The organism is Rhizobium sp. BK418 (genome assembly GCF_004341105.1).
In the GTDB taxonomy this organism is placed as follows: Bacteria; Pseudomonadota; Alphaproteobacteria; order Rhizobiales; family Rhizobiaceae; genus Rhizobium.
On sequence record NZ_SLZK01000003.1, the window covers coordinates 1,090,567 to 1,097,054 of the forward strand.

At 59.5% G+C, this 6,488-nt stretch carries 8 protein-coding genes and 1 pseudogene; 4 read left to right on the plus strand and 5 right to left on the minus strand.

The genetic code is table 11. The annotated features are described in order from the left end of the window. Positions 1-63: 63 nt before the first annotated feature. The 4 genes from EV281_RS16950 to EV281_RS16965 form a co-directional block, all read right to left on the minus strand. Positions 64-792: an SOS response-associated peptidase gene (locus EV281_RS16950; RefSeq protein WP_132654238.1), complete on the minus strand. Its 729-nt coding sequence runs from the start codon at positions 790-792 to the stop codon at positions 64-66. 122 nt (positions 793-914) lie between these two features. Further along, positions 915-1,202 (minus strand): hypothetical protein, encoded by a 288-nt coding sequence (locus tag EV281_RS16955; protein ID WP_132654240.1) that lies wholly within the window; start codon positions 1,200-1,202, stop codon positions 915-917. 431 nt (positions 1,203-1,633) lie between these two features. After that, positions 1,634-3,130: a terminase gene (locus tag EV281_RS16960; RefSeq protein WP_132654242.1), complete on the minus strand. Its 1,497-nt coding sequence runs from the start codon at positions 3,128-3,130 to the stop codon at positions 1,634-1,636. A gap of 20 nt (positions 3,131-3,150) precedes the next feature. Further along, a complete protein-coding gene (locus tag EV281_RS16965) occupies positions 3,151-3,708 on the minus strand; it encodes a terminase small subunit (RefSeq protein WP_132654244.1) in 558 nt (185 codons plus the stop codon). A 304-nt stretch (positions 3,709-4,012) separates the two neighbouring features. Here EV281_RS16965 and EV281_RS16970 point away from each other — a divergent pair, with 304 nt between their 5' ends. Together EV281_RS16970 and EV281_RS16975 are read left to right on the plus strand one after the other, a co-directional pair. Next, on the plus strand, positions 4,013-4,459 hold the full coding sequence (locus EV281_RS16970; RefSeq protein WP_312862111.1) for a hypothetical protein: 447 nt from the start codon (positions 4,013-4,015) through the stop codon (positions 4,457-4,459). Between the two features lie 42 nt (positions 4,460-4,501). Beyond that, positions 4,502-4,843, plus strand: coding sequence for a KTSC domain-containing protein (locus tag EV281_RS16975; RefSeq protein ID WP_132654246.1), 342 nt, complete (start codon positions 4,502-4,504; stop codon positions 4,841-4,843). A gap of 162 nt (positions 4,844-5,005) precedes the next feature. Here EV281_RS16975 and EV281_RS16980 read toward each other — a convergent pair whose 3' ends face one another. After that, the gene (locus tag EV281_RS16980) at positions 5,006-5,197 is read right to left on the minus strand and encodes a hypothetical protein (protein WP_132654248.1); all 192 of its coding nucleotides are present in this window, start codon (positions 5,195-5,197) and stop codon (positions 5,006-5,008) included. Between the two features lie 251 nt (positions 5,198-5,448). Here EV281_RS16980 and EV281_RS16985 point away from each other — a divergent pair, with 251 nt between their 5' ends. Both EV281_RS16985 and EV281_RS16990 read left to right on the plus strand, forming a co-directional pair. Then, positions 5,449-5,679, plus strand: a complete 231-nt coding sequence (locus tag EV281_RS16985) for a hypothetical protein (protein ID WP_132654250.1) — start codon at positions 5,449-5,451, stop codon at positions 5,677-5,679. Positions 5,680-5,833: 154 nt separating this feature from the next. Further along, positions 5,834-6,364, plus strand: a pseudogene (locus EV281_RS16990) (dihydrofolate reductase family protein). The last annotated feature ends 124 nt before the right edge of the window (positions 6,365-6,488 follow it).

A 6,488-nucleotide genomic window follows, 5' to 3' on the forward strand; every position in this document is an offset into this window, starting at 1 on the left:
TCGGAATGGTGTTCGCTGATCTACGATCCTCGATATGCGAGACGCCCGCTCACACCGGTGAAATCAGATCAGCGTCGGCTGCTGCTCGTCGCCCTCATCAACTTCCTCGATTATCTCCGGACCGTCATTCCTGGGCGATCCAACGCCTTTGCCGATTTTCCACATCGTCATCAATTCGGCCGGGAATGGCTTCATCAGGTCGCTGGGGTCGGGCTCGGCCGAGAGCCAGCGCTCGTAATCCGCCCGGTGCAGGATGACAGGCATGCGGTTATGGATTGTCGCCATCATCTCGTTAGGCTCGCATGTGATGATGGTGAAGCTCTTGAGGTCGATACCGGTCTCAGGATCCGTCCAGATCTCCCAGAGTCCGGCGAGGGCGAAGGGGGAATCGTCCTTCATCGCGATGGCATAGGGCTGCTTGTTCTTGCCCGTGCCGAAGATGTCCTTCCATTCGAAGAAGCCGTTGATCGGCACGAGGCAGCGGCGCGACCTGTAGGCGTTCTTGAACATCGGTTTCGTTGAAACGTCTTCGCACCTCGCGTTGAATGGCGCCGGCATGCCGGTTTTCCAGAAGCGGGGCTTCAGCCCCCAGCTCGCGGCTTCAAAGATATGCCCGAACGTATCCGGCTCGCGGACCAGCGCTCTGATGACAACAGGGTAATCCTGCGTCGGCGCGCCGTTCCAGCGCGGGAAGCGATTGCCGAGAGCATCGATATCTCCGCCCTTTACGGCGAATGCAAAATTGCTGATCAGCTCTTCGAGTGTGGTTTTGACGTAAATGCGTCCGCACATGCCCCAGCCTCCGCTGTTTTCGATTGGTCACGGCGGGCGGTCGAGTCAACGAGTCGTATGAGCTGCATCTCAAATGCGAACTCAACGAGTGAAAGGCGGCGCAAGGCGCACGACCGCCACCGTCAATCCCGGTCACCATTTCGCAGGAATTGCCACTCGATACCGGTAATCCGCGTCGGCTTGACGATGTGCATGCGCGCCTGCAGCAGCCGGAGGGTTGGAACGAGCTTTTGGGGATCAGCGATCTCTGCGGGGACGGGCCTGCCCATCTCTTGATAGTGCAATTCCATTTCTTCCCGAAAGTCTCTGATATCGAACGTGTCTACTCCTGCATTGAACCAGTCTACCAGGATGACATCGCATACAATATCAAGGCTGCTCGGGTCGTCGGCATCGAGCAATGGCGGCATTGGCGGACCTTCTGAAGATGGAGCTCATCCTTAAGCGTCCCTCCCGCGGCAATCTTTTCTGGCGCAATTTCGTGGGATGGCTGGTGAAAATATTGGGGGCTCGCCACCCAGCACAAAGACGAGCCCCAGCCCCGGTGCTTGTCTCATCTGCGCCCTCCACCGCGGCATTTTTGATTAGACCCCCGTGCGTGTGAGGCAGCAATTCAACCAGTTGGGTTAGTTCGGCTTTCTGCACCAGGGAGGTCCTGTTTTTGCGGGTTTTCCGCGGTAAACACAGAAATAAATCTGTGGATAAACTCGGGGCCGTGCATTGGGATTAGCCTGCCGCGGGCACCGGTCTCACTCTGGTGACGTAAGCACCACATTCCGATGGAGGCGGGGGTCTCCCCCAAGGAAGATCTAAGCGGCAGGCAGAGTCCGGACGTGCAGCCCTAACCATAGGGGTCATAGTCCACGGCCGCCTTCACGCCTGTCCCCGCCCGGTGACGAACCTTCTTCGCCACCGGCTGCGCAAAGGTCAGCGCCAGCGCATCGCCCTCGTTCGGCGAGGGCAGGCCGCGCTCCTTCATGTCTTCCTTGCTCTCAAGCTGGATCTTGCCATCGAGTCGCGCCACGGTCTCCGGCCCGACGAGATCCTGGTAGAGAACCTCATTGGCGGGGTCGATCGCGCCGCCGGCCTTCAGCCAGCGTTTCATCTGGCCCCAGATATAGGCGCGCATATTGTAATAGCCGGGGTCGATCACCTTGGTGGAGCCGAACCAGACGAGCTGCCAGGCGCGGCCCATGACCGTGCCGGCGCTGACGATGCCGGTGCCGTAGCCGGCGTCCATGAAGACCGCATCCGCCTCGTATTCGTCCTCCAGCCGGGCAATGAGATTGGCGACCTCGATATCGTTGTCGTTGCGGGGGATGGTGGCGAGGCGCTTCGAATAGAGCCCCTGGCGCAGCATGATGACTGTCGGGTCATCGCCCGTCCAGGCTGGGTCGACGCCGATGATGACGGGGGCGAAGCCATATTGTTCCGGCCGGAGATGCTGGGATCGCGCCCGGTCGGCATCGTCGGCGGAAATGAACTGCAGGGCAGACTGGCTCGGGAACTGGCCGCGCACGCGCACTTTGACGATATCGCTATCCTCGCCGTGATCGTCCACCAGCCGCTGCAGGAACTGCTTGTTGGTGCCCGGCACCGAGCGGCTGTCGATCTGCCTGGTAATCCAGCGGTGGCGGAAGCGGCGGAAACATTCGCGGAAACGGCCGCTGTTCCTGGTCGGATTGCCGAAGACGATCCAGATGATGACGGTATCCTCGTCCGTCAGCGCGCCCTCGGCCACTTCCCAGACCTTGTCATGGATCTTCGAGGCCTCGTCGAAGAGCAGGAGGATGATCCTGCCCTTGTTGTGCAGGCCGGCGAAGGCTTCGGTATTGTGCTCGCTCCAGGAGATGAAATCCTGCCGCCAGCTTTCGCTGCGCTCGGGATCGCGCGACTTGATGGACATGGCCTGCACATCGAACCAGTGGGCGGTGATGGAGAGGCGGAACCACTTGCCGATCTCGGGCGCCGTCTTTGTGCGCAGCTGGCCCTCGGTATTGGCAGTCGTCACCACCTTGCAATCGGCAAAACAGGACATGGCCCAGTTGGACAACATGCCCATTTCGGCAGATTTGCCGATGCCGTGGCCCGAGGCGACGGATATCTGCAGCGGTTGGTAGCGGGTTTCGGGGTTCGCCAGATGGGTGCCGATCAGCTCGTTGATCTCATCCTGCCAGGGGCGGGGGCCGTCATAACCGGCGAGTTCGCCGACACCCCAGTCCCAGGCAAGCCGGCTCCAGCGCTTCGGGCTGAAGCGGCAGGAAGCGGCGAGCTCGATGATATCGTCGTTGGGATCGCGGCTTTCGTCCGGCGCGGGCGGGGATTTTTGAGACGTCATGGGCTTAAGCATCGCGGGTTCTATTTCGCCCCGCCATCATTCTGTTCCTCGCTGCGCTTCTGCGCCCGCTCCAGCCGTTCGGCGAGCGCGCCGAGGCCCTTGTGCTCGACGATCTCCTTGAAGGCATTGATGCGGATATGTTTGCCGATCAGCTCCAGCCGGCGCAGCCGCTCGGCGAATTTCACCTTCTTCACATGGCCGACTTGCCTGCGCTCCTTGCCGGTGCCCTCATAGAGCGCGGAGATTTCGACATCCGTCACCAGCCCCTGCCGCCAGATGGCGGGCCAGTCCTTGATCGGCTTGAAATCGCCGTTCTCGTCATAGAGATCGCCGAGATCGGCTTCCGCTTCGGCCGCAAGCCGCGTCAGCAGCCAGTCGGCATCGATCTTGGTGCGCTCGGCGCGCTCCGCCTTCGCCGTTTCGATGGCTGCGACGACGGCCGGTTTCTGCAGGAGTCGCCAGGCCCTCTCTTTGGCCCCGCGCGGGGAATAGCCGGCCCTTATCGCCGCCTGCGATCCGACAGGATCGACGAGATATTCTTCCACGAAGCGCTGTTGCCGCGCCGTCAATTCCGTCATGCGATCGGCTCCCGGTTTGTGGGCAGGCATAGCCGGGAAAGGGTTGTCGACGCGAATATCAGACCAAAGTCCCATGCCGGAACTTTTTCGAACACCTGGCGTTTTGCGCTTCTGCCAGACCTCGTGTCCTGCGTTCTGGCCTCACCAAAACAGGCTCGCGGGCGCGTCTGCAACGGATGCGCCCGCCTCCCGGCACGGACCGGGATCGCGGCCGGAGGGAAATAAGCGCTGCTTATAAATGAATGAAAAGCTTCAGGTGCATTGAGAATCAGTTTGACAATACTGCACGGAGAAGGAGAGGGTATTGGCAATGCTTGAAAAACTGAGAAAAGCTCTCGGTTTGTCCGAGAAGATCCGCCGTGAACGAGAGATTACCTGGATCGGTTACAGCGAACAACCTTCCCGGCTGGTGATTGAATTTAGCGATGGCAGCACGCGTACTCATCTCAATGTCATTCCCGGCCATATCGTCGGCCTCAGAGTGGCAGCGGACAAGCTGGATTATTACGAGACCCAGATCGCGCCGTCCAATCTCGCCCTTGAAATCGCCGGCGCAAGAGCCATTGCAAATACGAGCACGAGAGCGAGCATCCATATTCGGCCGGGCACGGGCCCCGGAGCACTAGGCCTGGGGGCAATGAGCGCGGGGGCTCACATGCAGGCCCAAAGCATGAAGGCAATGAGTGTGAGGAGCATGAATGTGGGAGCAAGGGTGGCGGCTGCTCCCGAAAAGCGAAGGGCGCAGTTCTGAGATCTCATCCGGGATCCCTGCACCCGCTTGTGGGTGGCGACAATGGAAATCTCATCACGACTGATCAAGGAGATCATCTATAATCCGAGGACGCGGATCCTCGATGTCGAGCTGCGCCTGAAAGGCCGTCGCCGCTATTTCAACGTGCCGCCCGGCATCGTCAAGAACCTGGTCACCGCGCCATCGCCGGGCTGGTATTACACGCAGCACATCCACAGCGTTTTCCCGCGCACCGACGTCGTACCCCGCAGCCGCTTTGCCTTTCCCTGGCTTCGCCCCCGCGGCGATCTCGAGGCACAACAGCCGAGCCTCCACCACGCGCCGCCGCACCAGCATCACGGTGCCGGCCTGCCGGCATGGCTGCAAAAATGGCTAAGTCCTTGATCCTGAATAAGTGACGCATCCGGACGAAAAAACTTTTATATTTTTTTGTCGTTCGGCGCTCTTTCCTGAATCGAATTTCTTTACGCGTATTTTGGGAGGTAAGTGAATCACTTATTCAGAATCAATGACTTAGCCGGAATTTTGGGCGTTTTTGCCGTGTTTTTAGAAATACTTATTCAGGATCAATGGGTTATCGGCGAGGACAGAAGAGTGCAGAGATAGCGGGCCTCTCTTGCCGGCATTCGTCTCTTCCTCGAATTCCTTGCGCAGGCGGCTTTCGAACGTATCGCCGATCTCATATTCGCCGCCGACGAAGGCATGGCAGGATGTCGGGGTCGTCGGCAGGCTGCTCACAGCTACTGTGCCAATCTCGCACAGGTCAAGATTGCACGGTAATGGAAGTCCACGGCAAGGTCGTAATAATCAAGCTTTCTCAGGAAAAAAATCTGCCTGCGGGGCCGGCCAATTCTTGCAATCAGCAGGGGTGGTGCTGCCATTATTGTCGCGATAAGATCAACCTGATCCTTCGCGTCGGGTCTCGACTTGGAACTTGTTGCAGGCCCAACGTTTTGTTTAGGCGTTGTTGTAGCGATCGAGGAATAAAAATGTCTTCAGAATCCACGCGTCTCACGTCCGAGGCAATTACACTATCGGCCGCCGCCGTTCTGAACGCACTCATCTCCGTGCTTGGCAACAAGGGCTTGCTTTCCGCTGACGAGGAGCGGGAAGTCTATCAGGCCGCCGCCGAGCTGATCGATGCGGCCTCCGGCGACGACGAAGACGGAACCTACGAACTGGCGCGTGAACTGATCGAGCTGAGGATGGCCGATATCTAGAACCTGTCGGCAGGTTTGCCGTTGAGATGTTTCGATGCGTCAGCCTTCGTGCTTATCTGAATAGCCGATTGCAATTTGAAACTGGTCTGGTTATTCTGCGACTGATTGCATCATGCAATCAGATGCGCCGGAGCGCGGCGCGGAGGAAGAGCGCATGGCCAAGCTTGTCTTCGGAATGAACGTATCACTGGACGGCTATGTCGACCATCAGGCGTTCGGGCCTGGCCCAACACTTTTCCGTCACTTCATCGAGCAGGTGGGCAGCGCGCCGGGCAGTGTCTACGGCCGGCGCATGTACGAGATCATGCGTTACTGGGACGAAGACCGCGATGACTGGGACGCCGCGGCACGCGAATTCGCGGCCGCGTGGCGGCAGCAGACGAAGTGGGTCGTATCACGCACGATGACCTCGGTCGGCCCCAACGCCAGGCTTGTCGAAGGTGATCTGGAGACGGCAATCCGCGAGATATAGGCGCGGGTCGTCGGGGAGATCGGCGTCGGCGGAACAGTCATGGCACAAAGCCTTGGCGATCTTGGGCTGATCGATGAATATCGGCTCTATCTCCACCCGGTCGTGCTCGGTCACGGCACGCCATTCTTCGTCGGCCCCCGGCCGCGGCTGCACCTTGCGGCCAGCGAGCGTATCGACGAGGACGTGATCCGGCTGACCTACGTTCCCACCTGATCGCACAACTGCCGATAGCGGGGCATGTTTGCAGCGCGACAATCAAGATGAGACGAAGCGTCAATCAAGATGAGACTCTGCAGCAGCGGTGGAACGCAGAGAGGGCGTAGCCCGAACGGAGTTC